Origin of the sequence: Tsukamurella soli, from assembly GCF_039541155.1 — a bacterium.
Classification (GTDB): Bacteria; Actinomycetota; Actinomycetes; order Mycobacteriales; family Mycobacteriaceae; genus Tsukamurella; species Tsukamurella soli.
In genome coordinates, this window is record NZ_BAABFR010000033.1 from 1 (window position 1) to 16,387 (window position 16,387).

The 16,387-nt window shown below is 71.5% G+C and carries 17 protein-coding genes; 13 read left to right on the plus strand and 4 right to left on the minus strand.

Going from position 1 to position 16,387, the window contains the following annotated elements:
• The 6 genes from ABD908_RS12095 to ABD908_RS12120 all read left to right on the plus strand — a co-directional run.
• Positions 1–668: pyridoxal-dependent decarboxylase (locus tag ABD908_RS12095; protein ID WP_344995729.1), on the plus strand; the 668-nt coding region annotated here is incomplete at its 5' end.
• A 327-nt stretch (positions 669–995) separates the two neighbouring features.
• Complete coding sequence (locus ABD908_RS12100; protein WP_344995855.1) at positions 996–2,039, plus strand: NAD-dependent epimerase/dehydratase family protein; 1,044 nt, start codon at positions 996–998, stop codon at positions 2,037–2,039.
• Positions 2,040–2,099: 60 nt separating this feature from the next.
• Positions 2,100–2,738: a GntR family transcriptional regulator gene (locus ABD908_RS12105; RefSeq protein ID WP_344995732.1), complete on the plus strand. Its 639-nt coding sequence runs from the start codon at positions 2,100–2,102 to the stop codon at positions 2,736–2,738.
• Between the two features lie 185 nt (positions 2,739–2,923).
• A complete protein-coding gene (locus tag ABD908_RS12110; RefSeq protein WP_344995734.1) occupies positions 2,924–4,360 on the plus strand; it encodes an MFS transporter in 1,437 nt (478 codons plus the stop codon).
• A gap of 39 nt (positions 4,361–4,399) precedes the next feature.
• Positions 4,400–5,317 (plus strand): ABC transporter substrate-binding protein, encoded by a 918-nt coding sequence (locus ABD908_RS12115; protein ID WP_344995737.1) that lies wholly within the window; start codon positions 4,400–4,402, stop codon positions 5,315–5,317.
• A gap of 7 nt (positions 5,318–5,324) precedes the next feature.
• Entirely contained in the window at positions 5,325–6,308 is a 984-nt protein-coding gene (locus ABD908_RS12120; protein ID WP_344995740.1) for an ornithine cyclodeaminase family protein, read from the plus strand.
• Positions 6,309–6,355: 47 nt separating this feature from the next.
• Here the strand turns inward: ABD908_RS12120 and ABD908_RS12125 are convergent, their stop codons facing one another.
• Genes ABD908_RS12125 through ABD908_RS12135 form a run of 3 tightly spaced genes read right to left on the minus strand, consistent with a single transcriptional unit; the run spans position 6,356 to position 9,479 of the window.
• Positions 6,356–7,375, minus strand: a complete 1,020-nt coding sequence (locus ABD908_RS12125) for a sensor histidine kinase (RefSeq protein WP_344995743.1) — start codon at positions 7,373–7,375, stop codon at positions 6,356–6,358.
• Positions 7,372–8,061 carry a response regulator transcription factor gene (locus ABD908_RS12130; protein ID WP_344995746.1) on the minus strand — a complete coding sequence of 230 codons (690 nt, stop codon included), beginning with the start codon at positions 8,059–8,061 and terminating at the stop codon, positions 7,372–7,374. The genes ABD908_RS12125 and ABD908_RS12130 overlap by 4 nt, the downstream gene beginning before the upstream one ends.
• An 8-nt stretch (positions 8,062–8,069) precedes the next feature.
• On the minus strand, positions 8,070–9,479 hold the full coding sequence (locus tag ABD908_RS12135) for a hypothetical protein (protein WP_385923418.1): 1,410 nt from the start codon (positions 9,477–9,479) through the stop codon (positions 8,070–8,072).
• A 114-nt stretch (positions 9,480–9,593) separates the two neighbouring features.
• On the opposite strand from ABD908_RS12135, the gene ABD908_RS12140 reads away from it, so the two are divergent.
• Genes ABD908_RS12140 through ABD908_RS12165 form a run of 6 tightly spaced genes read left to right on the plus strand, consistent with a single transcriptional unit; the run spans position 9,594 to position 14,676 of the window.
• Positions 9,594–10,256 (plus strand): glycosyltransferase family 2 protein, encoded by a 663-nt coding sequence (locus tag ABD908_RS12140; RefSeq protein ID WP_344995748.1) that lies wholly within the window; start codon positions 9,594–9,596, stop codon positions 10,254–10,256.
• Positions 10,253–10,903: a TIGR04282 family arsenosugar biosynthesis glycosyltransferase gene (locus ABD908_RS12145; RefSeq protein ID WP_344995751.1), complete on the plus strand. Its 651-nt coding sequence runs from the start codon at positions 10,253–10,255 to the stop codon at positions 10,901–10,903. Before ABD908_RS12140 ends, ABD908_RS12145 begins: the two co-directional genes overlap by 4 nt.
• Positions 10,900–11,556, plus strand: a complete 657-nt coding sequence (locus ABD908_RS12150; RefSeq protein ID WP_344995754.1) for a methyltransferase domain-containing protein — start codon at positions 10,900–10,902, stop codon at positions 11,554–11,556. Before ABD908_RS12145 ends, ABD908_RS12150 begins: the two co-directional genes overlap by 4 nt.
• Positions 11,553–12,692, plus strand: coding sequence for a molybdopterin-dependent oxidoreductase (locus ABD908_RS12155; protein ID WP_344995757.1), 1,140 nt, complete (start codon positions 11,553–11,555; stop codon positions 12,690–12,692). The genes ABD908_RS12150 and ABD908_RS12155 overlap by 4 nt, the downstream gene beginning before the upstream one ends.
• Positions 12,689–13,183 carry a hypothetical protein gene (locus ABD908_RS12160; RefSeq protein ID WP_344995760.1) on the plus strand — a complete coding sequence of 165 codons (495 nt, stop codon included), beginning with the start codon at positions 12,689–12,691 and terminating at the stop codon, positions 13,181–13,183. Before ABD908_RS12155 ends, ABD908_RS12160 begins: the two co-directional genes overlap by 4 nt.
• Positions 13,184–13,239: 56 nt before the next feature.
• Positions 13,240–14,676, plus strand: coding sequence for a PE-PPE domain-containing protein (locus ABD908_RS12165; protein WP_344995763.1), 1,437 nt, complete (start codon positions 13,240–13,242; stop codon positions 14,674–14,676).
• 47 nt (positions 14,677–14,723) lie between these two features.
• On the opposite strand, the gene ABD908_RS12170 is transcribed toward ABD908_RS12165, so the two are convergent.
• Positions 14,724–15,218 carry an SRPBCC family protein gene (locus ABD908_RS12170; RefSeq protein ID WP_344995766.1) on the minus strand — a complete coding sequence of 165 codons (495 nt, stop codon included), beginning with the start codon at positions 15,216–15,218 and terminating at the stop codon, positions 14,724–14,726.
• 228 nt (positions 15,219–15,446) lie between these two features.
• On the opposite strand from ABD908_RS12170, the gene ABD908_RS12175 reads away from it, so the two are divergent.
• Entirely contained in the window at positions 15,447–16,385 is a 939-nt protein-coding gene (locus tag ABD908_RS12175) for an AurF N-oxygenase family protein (protein WP_344995769.1), read from the plus strand.
• The last annotated feature ends 2 nt before the right edge of the window (positions 16,386–16,387 follow it).

Genomic DNA, 16,387 nt, shown 5'->3' on the forward strand with positions numbered 1-16,387 from the left:
ACGCCGCCTCGGGCGGGTTCGTCGCCCCGTTCATCCAGCCGGAGCTGGTGTGGGACTTCCGGATTCCGCGGGTCTGCTCGATCAACGCGTCGGGTCACAAGTACGGGCTGGTGTACCCGGGCGTGGGTTGGGCGATCTGGCGTAGTCCCGAATACCTACCCGACGAGCTGGTGTTCCACGTCAACTACCTCGGCGGCGACATGCCGACCTTCTCGCTCAACTTCTCCCGCCCCGGTAGCCAGGTCGTCGCGCAGTACTTCATGTTCACCAGCCTCGGATTCAACGGGTACCGGGAGATCCAGCAACACGCGAGCGACGTCGCCCAGTACCTGGCCGCCGAGATCGAGAAGATCGGCCCGTTCGAGCTGATCACCCGCGGTACCGACCTCCCGGTATTCGCGTTCAAACTCAAGGACTCGGTGAAGAACTACACGGTGTTCGATGTCTCCGACCGACTCCGCGAGCGCGGCTGGCAGGTACCCGCGTACACGTATCCCGCCGACCGCGAGGACCTCGCCGTCCTGCGTGTCGTGGTCCGGGCCGGGATGAACCTCGACATGGCCGACCTGCTGCTGGCGGACCTTCGCAAGCACACCGCGAAGCTCGGTGCCCTGACCGCGCCCCTGCCCTCGGCATTGACGAGCGACGAGAAGCTGTTCGCGCACTGACGCAGCGCGGCGGCCGGCGCGAGCCCCGGAGCGTCGACGGAGTCGCCGCAGCCATCGATGTAGCGGGATCGTGTGCACGCGGTGCTCGTCAGCGGTGGCCGAGGCGGCGGCCCCTCCCGCGGACTCGCCCACGGGGAACAGTTCGACGAACCGTCGCTGGACGGCGTCGGCCTCGCTTGCCGCGCCCGACCGCTCGCTCGACCGCAGGAGCCCGATCGCGCCGGAGTGACGTCGCGTCGGTGTCAAGCAGTCGGTGACGATTCGGTGACGGACCGACGCCGCGTCTGGCGCGCCGCCCCGGCACGCGCCAGGGTAGACCCCATGGCGATGCGTGTACTGCTCACCGGCGCCGCGGGATTCATCGGCTCCCACGTCCGCGCGCTGCTGACCGACGCCGGCCACGAGGTGGTGGCCGTCGACGTGATGCTCCCCGCAGCGCACGGGCGTGCCGCAGCGCTCCCGGACGGGGTACGGCACTGCGACGTTCGCGACGGCGCCGCCCTGGACGGGCTGCTGCGCGGGGTGGACGTGGTGTGCCATCAGGCCGCGATGGTGGGGGCGGGCGTCGACGCCGCCGATGCGCCGGACTTCGCGACGCACAACGACTTCGGGACCGCCGTACTGCTCGCGGCGATGTACCGGCTCGGCTGCCGCCGCCTGGTGCTCGCGTCGTCGATGGTGGTGTACGGCGACGGCGCCTTCGTCGACGGTGCGGGCGAGCCCGTCGCGCCGCCCCCACGCCGCGAACCCGATCTACGGCAGGGCAGATTCGAGCGGTATCTCCCCTCAGGCGAGCCGGCGCGGTGGGCCCTGACCGGCGAGGACGCGCCACTCGCTCCGCAGAGCCTGTACGCCGCCTCGAAGGTGGCGCAGGAGCACTACTGCGCCGCGTGGGCGCGGGCGACGGGCGGGCACGCCGTCGCGCTGCGCTATCACAACGTCTACGGTCCGCGGATGCCGCGCGACACCCCCTACGCGGGCGTGGCGTCGATCTTCCGTTCCGCGCTCGCCGCGGGCCGTACGCCGCAGGTCTTCGAGGACGGACTGCAGACCCGCGACTTCGTGCACGTGCAGGACGTCGCCCGCGCGAATCTGGCTGCGGTGGAGACGGTTCCGGACGAGCCGTTCGTCCCGGTCAACGTGTGCTCGGGGACCCCGATCACCGTCGGCGAGGTGGCGCGGGTGCTGGCAGCGGCGGCGGGCGGCCCGCCGCCGACGGTGACGGGCGGGTTCCGCGTCTCCGACGTGCGGCACATCGTCGCCGACCCCGCCCGTGCCCGCGCGCTGCTGGGCTTCACCGCCACCGTCGGGCCGCGAGAGGGGCTGGCACGCTTCGCCTCCGACCCGCTGCGCGAGCCGGCGCATCGCTGACGGCGGCGCCCTGCGGCGTCCACCGTGGACGGACCCGGCGCCTCCGTACACTGAAGTGTCGTGGAGGACACCGACGTATCCCGGGGCGGTTCGCTCGCGGATGCCATTGCGGACGAGTTGCGCGCCGATATCCTGTCGGGCCGCCTGGCGAGCGGGGTTCGACTGGTCGAGGAGGCCCTGGCTCGACGCTTCGGGGTCTCTCGGATGCCGGTACGTGAGGCACTGACGCAACTCGACTCCGAAGGATTCCTCACGACGGTGCGACACAAGGGCGCCACGGTCTCGACGACCCTCCGCAAGGACAGCCGGGAGTTGCTCCAGGTGCGCCGGGGCCTGGAGGTCCTGGCGGCGCAGCTCGCCGCCGAGAACCGCGGCGGCGCCGTCGCGGGGCAGTTGGCGGACGCGACGGGACACGACCCGACGGGACACGATGCCGAACGCGCGCCCGCCGAGACCCCGATGTCGTTCCACGAACTCGTCGCCGTCGCCGCCGGCAACGATCAGCTCCGAGAGATGCTCACGACCCTCAACCGCAGAGTCGCGTGGGGCCTCGGTCACGATCAGCAGACGTCCGTCACAGATCACTCCGCGTTGGTGTCGGCGATCCTGTCCGGCGCAAGCGTGCAGGCCGGTTACCTCATGGACGAGCACCTGCGTCGCGACGAACGACGGTTCAACGAACTCTACGATCTCGACTAGATTGGATCCAATCTGGTCGGGATTGCTTGCAACATACTGGTACCGTAACGCAAATGTAGTGCTAGATCATTTAGTCGTTACACGGATTGGATACAACTTTAGCGTCAGGTCGTCACCGCGACGCCCGACGCCACCAGGTGCCGCCTCACCTGGTCGGCTCGCCTCGTTCCCGTCCGGAGCCCACCATGTCCACTGCGAATCCCGCCCTCCCCCCGATCCTGCCCACCCCCGCCTCCGCTCTGTCCAAGACCCTCGACTCGATCGGCTTCACCCGAGTACAAGCCGCGGTGATCGCCCTGCTCATGGCCGGCCAGTTCTTCGACAGCCTCGAGCAGAACTCCACTGGATCCATGGGCCCGCTGCTCGAGGAGTCGCTCCACATCGGCAACTCGTCGCTGACCCTGATCAACACGGCGACGGTGATCGGTGGCCTCGTCGGCCGCATGATCGGCGGATACATCGCCGATCGCTGGGGCCGGCGGAAGGCACTGAGCCTCAACCTGCTCGTCTACACCCTGGGCGGCCTGATCAGTGCCGCGGCACCCGACTACGCGACCCTGCTGACCAGCCGCTTCATCGTGGGCATCGGCCTCGGCGGCGAATTCACCGTCGGCCTGGCGATCCTCGCCGAGGTCGTCGCAACCCGGCACCGCGGCTCACTGCTCGCGACGCTCAACGTGTCCTCGGGCGGCATCGGCAATATCGCTTCGTTCGGATTCTTCGCGCTCGTCCTAGGTACGCTCGGGCCGATCCTCGGCGGCGACCACACCTCCTGGCGGTGGACCTACGTCATCCTCGCCCTACCGGCGCTGCTCGTGGTGCTCTTCCGCCGCTACCTCCCCGAGTCCCCGCGCTTCCTCCTCGCCAAGGGACGCGTCGACGATGCGAACGTCTGCCTCACCCGACTCGCCAGCGGATCGATCCGCGGCCTCCGGAATGCCGGTCCGACAAAGGAGTTCGTCACCGAGGACGACATCATCGTGGAGACCGGCCGGACGTCGTACGTCGAGGTCTTCCGGGGCCGGAATCTCCGCAGCACCGCAGTCGTCGGCGCGGCGTCGTGGATGTCCTTCGGCGCCCAGGTGACCCTGCTGTTCCTCATGCCGATCCTGCTGGAGTCGCGCGGCTATTCGTTGAGCCAGTCGCTGGTCTACACGATGGTGATGAACATCGGCAGCCTGTTCGGCGCTCTCGCCGCGAGCTACCTGGCGGGCCGCCTTCCTCGCCGAACGACGGTGTCTGTCGCCGCCGTCCTGGGCTGCGTCGCCGCACTCGCGTTCGCGGCCTTTGCCGACGGCCCGGCCGAGATCATGATCCTCGGCGCGATCTTCCAGTTCTTCACGATGATGCTCAACACCATGCTGTCGGTCTGGTCGCCCGAGTTGTTCCCCACCAACATCCGCGCGATGGGCGCTTCCGTGGTCAACGGCATCGGCAACGTCGCGGGTGCGGTCATGCCGTTCGCCGCGCTGTTCTTCTTCGACCACGCCGGGGTGCCCGGGGTGTTCGTGATGATCGCGGGTATGTACGTGCTCCTGGTGGTCGCGTCGCGATTCGGCCCGGAGACGTTCGGCCGCCACCTCGAGGCGATCGACGCCCCGCGGCCGGCCCTGCCCGCCTGACCTGCAATACCCGACCAGCACACCAGAGAGGGAAACACCATGAACCACTTGAACATCTCCGCCACGGCGCACGGCCTCAACTACCTACCCGAGTATCACGCCGACGCCGCAGGCATGTTCGCGGACGTGGACCTGACGGTCACCGCGACGGCGCGCGACCCCTGGACCGGGGTGCTCGACGATCTGGCGTCGGGCGCGGCGGACATCGCCCTCGGCGGGCTGTGGGTTCCCGGCATGTACGCCGGGACCTCGCGCGAACTGGTGGTCTTCGCACAGCTCAACCACAGGTTCCCCAAGGCGCTGGTGACGCGCGACGAGCTGCCCGAATTCGACTGGGCAGCGCTCGCCGGGCGCACGGTGCTCGCCCCGGGAATCGGCGGCAGCGCACCGTATGCGATCACGGCCGGGTTGATCCGTGCTGCAGGGGCGGACCCCGCCGAGACGACGTTCCTCCGCGATCTGTCGACACCGATGTTCGTGGAGCTGTTCCGCGCCGGACTCGGCGACGCGATCGTCCTCGACATGACCACGGCGCAGCTCGTCGTCGAGCAGGGCGAGGGACATGTCGCGGTCGACTACGCGTCGGCGTGGGGCGTCGGTCCCAACAGCGTCTACTACTGCCGCGCCGACAGGTTCGAGGAGCTCTCCGATCGCCTCGTCGCCTTCACCACGGCACTGAGCCGCGCCATGGACGCGATCGCGCAGTCCTCACCCGAGGACCTGGGACCGCTGCTGCGGCAGCATTGGCCCAGTCTTCCGGAGGCCGTGCGGCAGCGTGCCTGCCGCGCGATCCAACTGTCCGGCACCTGGGACACGGTGGTGATCGAGCCCGAGGGTGTGGAGCGGTGGATGGGCGTCCTGGCCGACGAGCGGATGGTCCGCAGCGCACCGACTTTCGCCGACCTGGTCTGCACCGACATCGTCGACCGCATCCCCGTCCCCTCCGCGGCGAGCTGAACCGGCGATGACCACCATCCTCACTCGGCACGAGATCGCCGACCTGCTCGACCGAGCCGCGCTGATCGACGCGGTCGAGCAGGCGCACGCGCACCTGGCCACCGGTCGAGCCCACAATCCCGCTCCGAGCTCGATGCCGATCGGCGATGGTGGAGTCGCGATTCCCATGGTGTCCCAATCGGACTCGGCGGGCCTGGTCGTGGTGAAGACGATGAGCGACCTGCCCGGCAACCCCGCCCGGGGGCTGCCCCGACAGCGGTCGGCCATCATCGTCTTCTCTGCCGCGACGGGCGAGTGCGTCGCGGTACTCGACGGACGCACCCTCACCGCGGCACGCACCGCCGCCGCGAGCGCCGTGGCGACCCGACACCTCGCACCGCCTGGCCCGACCGTCCTCGGCCTGATCGGCGCGGGAAACCTCGCCGTCGAGCACGCCCGCGCGATCGCCCTCGTCCGCGAGGTCTCGGAAGTCCGAGTCTGGTCGCGGTCCGCGAGCACGGTCGACCGGTTCCGGGGCGAGATCCAGACTCTCGGGGTGCCGGTGGTCGAGATGAGTTCGCCGCGTGACGTCGTCGATACGTCCGATGTCGTGTGCACCCTGACGCCGTCGAAGGAGCCGATCGTGCTCGGCGACTGGCTTCACCCGGGGATGCACCTCAACGTCGTCGGCGCAGCTCCCCGGCCCGACGAGCGGGAGGTCGACGGGCGAGCGCTAGCACGTTCCGTGGTCGTGGTCGACCACACCCCCACCGCTCTGACGAAGTCCGGCGACGCGCACCTCGCGATCGCGGAGGGGGCGATCGGGCCCGACCGGCTCGCAACCGAGCTCGGCGACGTCGTCACCGGCCGCCATCCAGGCCGTCTCGACCCGCGCGAGATCACCCTGTACAACTCCACGGGGATCGGTCTGCAGGACCTGGCCGCCACTGCGCTGGTGCTGTCGGCGGCGCGTACGGGCCGAGTCGGCACGCACATCGACCTGACGGCCTGACGCCGCATCGGCCGTGACGAGGTGATCCGAGGCGCTCCGCCCCGAACCTATGCGGCGAGCGGCAACCGCACCTCGAATCGTGTGCCCCGCGCGAGGTTCACGGCCGCGACGGTGCCGCGATGCGCCTCCACCAGCCCGCGCGCGATTGCGAGCCCCATGCCGGCACCGGCGGGGAGGCCGTCGGTGTTGACCGGTGAGCGGGACGCCGTGCCGCGGTATGCGACGTCGAAGATGCGGGGCAGGTCGGATTCGGCGATGCCCGTGCCGGTGTCGTCGACGCGCAGCACCGCCGTGGTGCCCTCGGCCGTGAGCCCGATCTCGACGCAGCCCCCGCACGGCGTGTGCGCGATCGCGTTGAGCACCAGATTCCGCAGGACGCGCGACAGCGCGGACGCGTTGGCGGACACGGGGACCAGGTGGTCCGCGGTCACCGTCAGGGCCACGCCCGCGCGGGCGGCGGTCTGCTCCAACCCGGCGCGCACCTCGTCGGCGACCTCCCGCGCGTCGATCGTCTCCAGCTCGAGGCGCAGCGCGCCGGAGTGGATCCGCGACATCTCGAACAGGTCGTCCACCATGCCCGACAGCCGTACGGCGTCGCGGTCGATGCGCCGGGCGAACTCGGTCACCTCACCCGGGTCCACCACCACGGCGTCGCGCAGCGCCTCGGACATCGCCCGGATCCCCGCGAGCGGCGTCCGCAGGTCGTGGCTGACCCACGCGACCAGGTCCCGACGGGCCGCCTCTGCGGCCCGCTCCTGCTCGCGGATCTGCCTCTCCCACACCGTCCTCCGTGCCTGGAACCGGCCCAGCGCCACCGCGGCCGGCACAGCGATCACCGTCGCCGCGCCGAGCACCGTGCAGGTGCGGGTGAAGTCGGCGGTGAACATGAATCCACTCACCCCCACGACCCCGGAGAGGATCGCGAGCACGGGGATCAGCACCAGCACCACCATGGACACCTGCAGAGACATCCGCCGGGCCCGCCACAGCAGCACGGCGCCCACCAGCACCACCGGCGCGGACCAGACGAGCGCCAGCAGCGCGATCTTCGGTAGGTCCTGATTCATCGGGAACCCCATCCGCTCCACCGGTATCCGCGGCCCCACACCGTCTCGATCGGGTTGCCGGGCCCCAGCTTCGCGCGCAACCGCTTCACGTGCACCGTCACCGTCGACAGGTCGCCGAACTGCCAGCCCCACACCTGCTCCAGCAGCTCCGCGCGGCCGAACACCTCGTCGGGATGGGTGATGAAGTGGTGCAACAGGTCGAATTCGCGCCTGGTCGTGGCTATCTCGCGGTCGTCCAGCCGCGCCGCACAGGCGCCGGGGTCCACGGTGAGCGGGCCCGAGCGCACCGTCGCCGGGGCCCGCGTCGCGGCGCCACCGGTGCGCCGCAGCACCGACTGGACGCGCAGGGCCAGCTCGCGGGGGCTGAACGGCTTGGTCACGTAGTCGTCGGCGCCCGCCTCCAACCCGGTCACCCGGTCCTCCTCTTCGCCGAGTGCGGTGAGCAGCACAACGGGCAGGCCGGGACCGGCCGCGGCATTGGCGCGGATGTCCCGACACAGCGCTATCCCGTCGGGGGCGGGCATCATGACGTCCAGCACCGCCAGGTCCACCGCGCGGGGGCCGGCGAGCACGGCCGTGGCGGCCGCCCCGTCGCCGACGACGGTGACGGCGAACCCGTCCCGTTCGAGGTAACGGCGCACGACGTCGCTGACCACGGGGTCGTCGTCGGCGATGAGGATGTGCATGTCGGGCCTCACTGGTAGATCCGGATCAGGTGCGCGATCAGCAGCGCCCCGGCCGCCGACGCCGCCAGCCATGCCGACACCGTCGGGCGCGGCCGGCCGATCACCACCAGCCCGGCCCCGCACGTCACCCACAGCGTGAACGGTAGCCATATCCGCTCGACCTCCGCCTTGCTCAGCGCGGAGACGTCGGCGACCAGCATCGCGGCGACCGACGCGCACACCACGGCCGCCAGCCCCACGCGGCGGTCCCGCAGCCGGTGGCGCCAGGACTCGCGGCGCGGCCCGAGCGCGGCCAGCGCCCGGCCGATCCCGGCCCCGCCCGCGACACCGAACGCGCACGCAGCGGCCGCGAGGTCGCCCCAGATCCAGTACGAGAACGGCCGGAACGACGCGATGCCCTGGTAATACCGGGTGACCACCCCGTGATATCCGGCCAACCACCAGAACCCGCCGGCCAGGAACGCGGCGGTCACCGCGAGCGCAGCCGGCACGGCGGCCAGCAGCGGCCGGGCGGAGCGTGTCGCCGCAAGCACCGCCAGCGCCGGGATCCCGACGAGCACCAGCCCGTAGTTGAGGTACACCGCCCACCCGAGCAGCACGCCGGCGCCGACCGCGGCCGCCCATCCCCTGCGATCACCCCGATGCAGCGCCACACCGGACAGCGCGAGCAGCGCCAGCCCCCACGCGACGACGCCCGCGAAGTACGCGTCCGCCGACACCGCGAGCCACAGCCCGCCCGGGAACAGCGCGAGGAACGGCGCGGCGGAGCGCGCGACGTCCTCGCCGGACAGGGCACGGACGGCGATCAGCACCGCCGCAGCCCCACTGGCGCCCGCCGCCACACAGAACAGCGCCGCGCACGTCCCACCGCCCAGTCCGATCCGGTCCAGCCACACGAAGGTCAGCAGCGCGCCGGGCGGGTGGCCCGACACGTGCACGGTCCACGAGTCCGGCTGGTAGTCGGGGATGCGCCGCGCGAACGAGCGCAGCATGTAGCCGATGTCGTGCACCCCGGGCACCTCGTGCAGGTACTGGTCGTAGCCCGTCAGCTTGGTCGCGAACGAGTGCCAGCCACCCACGGTGCCCAGGGCCAGCGACCACCCGGCCAGGACGAGGGCGGTCCCCCACGCGAGCGCCGGGAACGGGCCCCGCTGCGCCAGCGCCGGCCCCCAGGCCACGACGACGACGGCGATCACCAGGGCGGGCACGGTGCCCACGCCGACGTGCGGGTCGAAACGGCCGAAGATCGGCGCGGCCTCGGCCACCAGCCGCATCCGGAAGCCGCGAGACTCGAGGCGCGGCACCACGAACGCCGCGGCCACCAACAGGGCCGTGCCCGCCGCCCAGGCCACCTCGCTTCGCCACGGCGCGCGCCGCAGGGCCGCGGGCGGCGCGGGTACGGTGCTCGGTCGGGTCACGCATCCCACGCTAGGCCCGCGCGCCGGTGCGTACGGTGTCGATGCCCGGACGTCACAGTTTCGTCACCGCGCGAGCGGTTCCCGTCGGGGCCGCCCGCGCCTAGCGTTCGAGACATGCCGATTCCGGACGTCCCCGAGGTCACCGTGATCCTCCCGTGCCGCAACGAGGCCGACAGCATCGCGGCCGTGATCGACGCGGTGCCGGCGGGTTTCGCCACGCTGGTGGTGGACAACGGATCCACCGACGCCACCGCCGCCCGCGCGCTGCGAGCGGGCGCAGCCGTCGTCACCGAGCCGCGGCCCGGCTACGGCCACGCCGTCCACGCCGGGGTGCTGGCGGCGCGTTCGCCCATCGTGTGCACCCTCGACGGCGACGGCTCGATGGATCCGGGCGAGCTCGCGCCACTCATCGAGGCGGTCCGCTCCGGCGCGGACCTCGCGGTCGGCCGCCGCCGCGCACAGGCGGGGAGCTGGCCGTGGCACGCCCGAGCCGGCTCGCTGTTGATCGCGCGCCGACTGCGCAGCCGCTTCGGCGTCGCGGTGCACGACATCGGGCCGATGCGCGCGGCCCGCCGCGAGAACCTCCTCGATCTCGGTGTGCGCGACCGGAACTCGGGGTATCCGGTGGAGCTGCTGGTGCGGGCGGGGCGCGCGGGCTGGACCGTCCGCGAATTCGACGTCACCTACTCCCGACGCACGGCCGGGCGGTCGAAGGTGTCCGGCTCACTCACCGGCAGCGTGCGCGCCACGCGCGACTTCCTGCGGTGCGCGCGATGACCGCCACCGTCCTCGTCGTCGCGAAGGCCGCGGTGCCGGGCCTCGCCAAGACTCGTCTGATCCCCGCATACGGTGTCGCCGGCGCGGCGCGCCTGGCCGCCGCCGCGCTGCTCGACACCCTCGCCGCCGCGACCGCAGTCGCCGACTGCAGGTGCGTCGTGGCCGTCACGGGCGACCTGGAGAAGTCCCAGCGCCGCGGCGACATCCTCGCCGCGCTGCGGCGGTGCACGGTGATCGCGCAGGTCCCAGGCGGGTTCGGTACGCGACTCGCTGCAGCCCACCTCGCAGCCGCCCCGGGGACCGTGCTGCAGATCGGCATGGACACCCCGCAGGTCACACCCGACCTCCTGGCGGCGTGCCTGCATCGCCTCGCTGCGGTCGACGCCGCACTGGGTCCCGCCGACGACGGTGGCTGGTGGGCGCTCGGCCTGCACGACGGGATCGGTGCGCACGTATTGCCGGCGGTGCCCATGTCGGCCGCACACACGGGCGTCGCGACCCGCCGGGCACTCGCCGCCTGCGGGCTCGACGTCGCCGACCTGCCCGCGCTGCGCGACGTCGACGTCCCGGCGGATGTCGTCCCCGTGGCCCAGACCTGCCGCGTAGACGGCGAATTCGCGCGGGCCGTGCGGGAGCTGACAGCATGACCTGCGTATGGGACATCGCGTTCGCCGACACCGGGCACCCCGGCCGCCGCGGCCCCGCGGGCGCCCACTGCACCCTCGAAGAGGCATCCGGGAGCAGCCGCCCGCTCCCGGTGTCGCGGTGGTTGCACGGCGACCACGACGACGATGCGCTCCTCGCGGCGGTCACCGCGTGGTGCACGGGCCCCGCCGTCGACCTCGGCTGCGGCCCGGGACGGGTGGTGGACGCGCTGCTGCGCAGGGGGGTCCCCGCACTGGGCGTCGACGGTGCCGCTGCCGCAGTACGACTGACCCGCGCCCGCGGCGGCGTCGCGCTGATGCGCGATGTGTTCGCGGACCTGCCCGGCGAGGGCCGGTGGTCCCACGCCCTGCTCCTCGACGGCAACATCGGGATCGGCGGCGATCCGCGGCGGCTGGTCGCCCGCGCCGCCCGGCTGCTCGCCGCCGGCGGCTCGCTGATCGTGGAGGTCGACGGTGCCGCGACCGGCTGGGACCGGCGGGCCGCCCGGATACGCACGGACTCCGTTGTGACGGAGTGGTTCCCGTGGTCGCGGGTAGGGCTGGATGCGCTGCCGACGCTCGCGGAATGGGCCGGACGGCGAGTACGGCGCAGCGTCACCGTCGGCAACCGGACGTGTGTGGAGCTGGCGCCGTGACCGCCGGTCCCGGGCGCCGCGCCCCTGCTCTGCGCACCACCCGGCTCGCCGCGCACCTCGGGACGGCGCTGGGGATCGCGATCGCGATCTGCTTCGTGACGGGCCTGCTCAGCCACTGGATCCAGCACCCACCCGGGTGGTTCTACTGGCCGACGCGGCCGGCGTGGCTGTACCAGCTCACGCAGGGGCTGCACGTCGCGTGCGGCGTCGCGGCGATCCCCCTGGCCCTGTTGAAGCTCGCGATCGTGTATCCGAAGCTGTTCGCCCGCCCCGTGATCGGTTCGTGGCGCGCGCCCGTCGCCGCGCTGCGCCGCGGGCTCGAGCGGGCGTCGATCGCGGTGCTGGTGGTGGCGCTGCTGTTCCAGCTGTCCACCGGACTACTGAACATCGCGCAGTGGTACCCGTGGCGCTTCTTCTTCACCACGGCGCACTACGCCACTGCGTGGGTCACCGTCGGCGCCGTCCTCGTGCACGTCGGCGTGAAGCTGCCCGACATCGCGGCCGCGTACCGGCGTGAGAGCGACACGCGCTCCGCGGATCCGGATTCGGGCCCCGGGCGGCGAGCGGTACTGGGCGCCGGGCTGGCAGCGGCCGCGCTCGCCGCGGTCGCGGTGGGCGGCCAGTCGGCCGGACCGCTGCGACGGCTCGCCTTCCTGGCACCGCGGTCGGGCGCCGGTCCGCAGGATCTGCCCGTCAACCGCACGGCCGCCGCGGCCCGCGTCGGCACGGCGGCGGCCTCCCCCGACTTCCGGCTGCATCTGACCGGGCCGCGCACCGTCGACCTCTCCCTCTCCCAGTTGCGCGCGCTGCCGCAGCACACCGTCCGGCTCCCGATCGCCTGCGTCGAGGGGTGGAGCCGCTGGGCCACCTGGACGGGCGTCCGCGTCGCCGACCTGGCGTCCCTGGTCGGCGCGCCCGACGGTGCCGCGCTGCGGTTCGTCTCGATCGACGTCGGGCCGTACGGTGTGTCGACGCTGCCTGCGACGCACGTCCGCGCGGCGGACTCCCTGCTCGCGTTGCAGTTGAACGGCGCCGACCTCGATCTCGACCACGGTTTTCCGTGCCGGCTGATCGCACCGTCGCGACCGGGCGTGACGCAGACCAAATGGGTACGCCGCATCGAGGTGGTGACATGACCCGCCGTTGGGCGTCCGGAATCCCGGGCCGCGCGTCGGCTGCCGGCACGGCCGCGCGCGGCGCGCTCATCGGGGTGGGGCTGGGGCTCGCCGGATACGGCGGTTGGCTGTTGCTGGGCCTGTCCCGCGCCGACCTCATCTCGGTGGCCGTGTGGGGGGCCGCCGGGCTGGTGCTGCACGACGGTGTCTTCGCTCCGGTCTGCCTGGCGCTCGGACATGGCGTCCGCCGCCTGTTGCCCGCCCGATGGTGGACGGTGACGCTCGTCGCGGCGGTGCTGTCGATCACCGTGATCGCCCTTGCCATACCGGTTCTCGCACCGCGCCACGGCGTCGTGCCGCCGGGCGGGGGGACGATCCTCGATCGCCCGTACGCGGCGTCTGCCGCGCTGGCACTGCTCGCGATCGGTTGCGTGGCGGTGCTGTGCCGGCCGCTCGCAGGCCGCGTTCGGCACGTCGCCAACCGAGGTTGTCGACGATCACGACATGCTTGATCTCTGGTCCATCTTCTGGTTTAGATTGCGCGCACACCGATCGATGGAGGACCAGCGTGCGAGCGAAGATCACGACGGCGGCGATTATCGCGGCAACCGCGACGATCCAGATCCCGGTGGTGGCCGCCGCCACTGCCACGACCGCGGGCACGGTCTCGACCGACCCGTCGGTGCAGTCTCCGGCGGCGGCCTCGTTGGCCGCCGTCTCGCCTACTGCCGCCCTCGTCACCACTGCTCCGACGACGGTTCTCACGGTCGCGGGCAACACCGCGGTGGTGGACACGCCGATGAACGAGGAGTTGCAGGGGGCGCTGTGCCAGGGCGGCAACAGCTGCGTCTCGGTCCCCTACCTGTCGGAGGGGCTCGGCGCGATCACCATGGAGAGCGGCCTGGACGCGCTCACGTCGGCGGTCGACTCGACCCCCGGCAACAAGGTGATCTTCGCGTACTCGCAGGGGGCGATGGTCGCGACCGAGTGGCTGCAGGACACGGCGGGTACCGCGTCGGCACCGTCGCCCTCGCAGCTGACGCTGGTGCTGGTCGGTAACCCGCAGCGCGCACTCGGCGGGATCATCCCGGCGCTGGGCACCGGCCCGGCCACGCCGACCGACAGCGGCTACACGGTGATCGACGTGGCACAGGAGTACGACGGCGTCGCCGACTTCCCGACGAATCCCACCGACCTGCTCGCGGTGGCCAACGCCGCCGCGGGATACATGTACGTCCACACGGACTACACGGACGTCGACCTCGACGATCCCAACAACCTGGTGGCGCAGGAGGGCGACACCACGTACGTGCTGGTTCCCACCCAGAACCTGCCGCTGCTCGAACCGCTGCGACAGATCGGGCTGAGCAGCCTCGCCGACCAGCTCAACGGGCCGCTGACGACGATCGTGAACGAGGGGTACGACCGCTCCGAATACACCACCCTCGGCTCGGATCCGGCGGCGCAGGCCGTGATCGCGAGTGTGACAGGTGATTCCACCGCCGCCGCAGCCGCCAGCACGGACGCCGCCGCCACACCCGCCGTCAGCACTGAGGCCGTCAGCACACCCGCCGTCAGCACTCAGGCCGCCACAACACCCGCCGTCAGCACGCCCGCCGTCAGCGCCCAGTCCGTCAGCACTCAGGCCGTCAGCACTCAGGCCGCGAGCACACAGACCGGGGCCACGCAGTCCGCAGCGACCTCGACCGGCGGATCGACCGGTAGGCACGCGGCCGCCGACAGCATCGCGGCGAGCATCGCCCACACACTGGGTGCCGGCGGTCGGCATGCGAAGGCGCAGAGCGACACCACCGCGGGCTCCGACACCACCGCCGGATCGAGCACCACCGCCGGATCGAGCACCACCGGCGACTCCGGCACGGCTAGCGACTCCGGCACGGCTAGCGGCTCCAGCGCGGCAAGCGGCGGAGCGTCTACCAGCTCCGCATCGACACACACCGGGACGTCACAGGGCGGCGGATCGCACGGCGGATCGCACCACTGATCCCCGCCCCGGCTGATCCGCGGACCCGTCGCCTCCGGGCCCGCGGATCAGCTGCCGCGGCTGAAGAACTTCTCCGTGTCCCGCCGCAGCGAGGCCGCCGCCAGCTTCAGCGCGGGCGCGGCCAGGCGCGCCGCGATCGGTCCGCCGATCGGCTCGACCAGCAGCGTCCACGTGAACACCGATCCGCCGCCGGGCTGCGCCACGACGCGGTACCGCTCGGCCAGTCTGCTCAGGCCGGGCGCGGTCGCCGTCTGTACATAGAAGGCCATCTCGCAGCGCTGCTCCGACTCCTCCCAGCTGTAGAAGATCTCGTCCGCGCTCACACCCGGGCCGAGCACCACGCGTCGCGTGGTGCCGGCCGCGAACGGGCGCGGGCTGGTCCAGCGCACCGAGCGGAGTGCCTTGCACCAGTGCAGCGGGTCGTCGGACGTCAACTCGTCCCAGACCCAGTCGACCGACCGCGCCGAGCGGACGGAGAACTCGATCACCCCGGGGGCTCCGGCGACGAGTTCTGAGGAGGCGACGGGGCGCAGCGAGGGCATGGGGTTCCTCCCGGTGTGGGGGCGCTCGGCGTGAACGCGGATTGGGACGAATGTAGACCGCACGACCGGGACCGCACCACGTGCGTCACACCACGGCTCCCGCGCACACCGACACCAGACCCATATCGTTTACACGGATACTAGACACGTACTATTAGTTGACACGAGACCATCTCGTGTATAGGTTTGAAGTGTCAAAGGCGACACATCACGAGAGGGATGATGATTATGACTATCACCCAGCGCCCCGAGCTTCAGGACATCGAGTATCGCGCCGTCAGCACCCGCGACCAGGGTGCGAACGAGGTCTCCGACCGTCTGATCGAGTCGGCCGCCAAGCTCTCCCGCAACGCCTTCACCGAGATCGACTGGGATCAGCCGATGGACCCCGCGCTGTACGGCTGCAGCCCGGAGTGGTCCACCCTGTTCGGCACCGACTACTGGAACGAGCTCACCGAGGAGCAGCGGATCTCGCTGAGCCGCCACGAGTTCGCCTCGGTGATGACCAACGGCATCTGGTTCGAGATGATCCTGCAGGAGATGGTGCTGCGCGACCAATACCTCGGCGATTACCACACTCCGGAGTACCAGTGGGCACTCATCGAGGTGGCCGAGGAGTGCCGCCATTCCCTCATGTTCGCCAAGGCCTCCGAGAAGATGGTGGGCAGGTCGTATCGCCCCTCGAAGTTCGTGGGTCGCGCCGGCCGCTGGTTCAAGAAGATCGCCTCGGGCGAGGTCGCCTACGCCGGCATCCTGGTCGCCGAGGAGGTGCTCGACGTCTTCCAGCGCGGCTGCATGCGCGACGAGCGCGTGCTGCCGTTCATCCGCACCGTCAACGAGATCCACGTGCTCGAGGAGTCCCGGCACATGAAGTTCGCCCGCGAGGAGGTGCGGGACGCGCTAGCCGGGAAGAGCCGCCGCCGCCGGTGGCTGAGCGGCTACATCATCGCCATCGCCGCATACCTCATCGTGACGTCGCTGCACGACCCGCAGGCCTACGCCGACGCCGGGCTCGACCCCGAGCGCGCCGTGCGCGAGGCGAAGGCGAACCCCTACTACCGCGCCCAGGTCCGCGAGAGCTGCGTGCATCTGATGGAGTTCCTCGACGAGGTGGGCCTGCTGAACCGCGCTGCGATGCGCTGGTACCGCAAGGCGAACATGTACTGATG

What these genes read in the sequence shown, in the direction of transcription:
- ABD908_RS12100 (WP_344995855.1), top strand. Translation starts at nt 996, where the DNA reads ATGCGTGTACTGCTCACCGGCGCCGCGGGATTCATCGGCTCCCACGTC.
- ABD908_RS12110 (WP_344995734.1), top strand. Translation starts at nt 2,924, where the DNA reads ATGTCCACTGCGAATCCCGCCCTCCCCCCGATCCTGCCCACCCCCGCC.
- ABD908_RS12115 (WP_344995737.1), top strand. Translation starts at nt 4,400, where the DNA reads ATGAACCACTTGAACATCTCCGCCACGGCGCACGGCCTCAACTACCTA.
- ABD908_RS12120 (WP_344995740.1), top strand. Translation starts at nt 5,325, where the DNA reads ATGACCACCATCCTCACTCGGCACGAGATCGCCGACCTGCTCGACCGA.
- ABD908_RS12125 (WP_344995743.1), bottom strand. Translation starts at nt 7,375, where the DNA reads ATGAATCAGGACCTACCGAAGATCGCGCTGCTGGCGCTCGTCTGGTCC.
- ABD908_RS12130 (WP_344995746.1), bottom strand. Translation starts at nt 8,061, where the DNA reads ATGCACATCCTCATCGCCGACGACGACCCCGTGGTCAGCGACGTCGTG.
- ABD908_RS12140 (WP_344995748.1), top strand. Translation starts at nt 9,594, where the DNA reads ATGCCGATTCCGGACGTCCCCGAGGTCACCGTGATCCTCCCGTGCCGC.
- ABD908_RS12145 (WP_344995751.1), top strand. Translation starts at nt 10,253, where the DNA reads ATGACCGCCACCGTCCTCGTCGTCGCGAAGGCCGCGGTGCCGGGCCTC.
- ABD908_RS12150 (WP_344995754.1), top strand. Translation starts at nt 10,900, where the DNA reads ATGACCTGCGTATGGGACATCGCGTTCGCCGACACCGGGCACCCCGGC.
- ABD908_RS12160 (WP_344995760.1), top strand. Translation starts at nt 12,689, where the DNA reads ATGACCCGCCGTTGGGCGTCCGGAATCCCGGGCCGCGCGTCGGCTGCC.
- ABD908_RS12170 (WP_344995766.1), bottom strand. Translation starts at nt 15,218, where the DNA reads ATGCCCTCGCTGCGCCCCGTCGCCTCCTCAGAACTCGTCGCCGGAGCC.
- ABD908_RS12175 (WP_344995769.1), top strand. Translation starts at nt 15,447, where the DNA reads ATGACTATCACCCAGCGCCCCGAGCTTCAGGACATCGAGTATCGCGCC.